This is a genomic window from Paenibacillus xylanilyticus (genome assembly GCF_013359935.1).
GTDB lineage: Bacteria > Bacillota > Bacilli > Paenibacillales > Paenibacillaceae > Paenibacillus > Paenibacillus xylanilyticus.
This window is the reverse complement of record NZ_JABMCB010000175.1, coordinates 1-295: the sequence shown is the minus strand read 5'-3', so window position 1 is coordinate 295 and position 295 is coordinate 1. Positions and strand designations below refer to the sequence as shown.

Annotated in this window: 2 tRNA genes; both read right to left on the bottom strand. The window is 54.9% G+C overall.

Features of this window, described 5'->3' with window-relative positions:
• Positions 1-66: 66 nt before the first annotated feature.
• A tRNA-Glu gene (locus HP552_RS10590) sits at positions 67-138 on the bottom strand.
• Between the two features lie 16 nt (positions 139-154).
• Positions 155-246: transfer RNA gene (locus HP552_RS10585), tRNA-Ser, on the bottom strand.
• Positions 247-295: the final 49 nt, after the last annotated feature.

Below are 295 nucleotides of genomic sequence, written 5' to 3'. Positions count from 1 at the left end.
CTCGAACCCCCGACCCTCTGCTTGTAAGGCAGATGCTCTCCCAGCTGAGCTAAGCCTCCATATATATGACCCGTAGGGGATTCGAACCCCTGTTACCTCCGTGAAAGGGAGGTGTCTTAACCCCTTGACCAACGGGCCTTAGTAAAATCCTAGCTGGCGGAGAGAGAGGGATTCGAACCCTCGAGACGCTTGTGGCGCCTACACGATTTCCAATCGTGCTCCTTCGGCCAACTCGGACACCTCTCCATATGGCTCCCCGAACAGGACTCGAACCTGTGACAACTCGATTAACAGT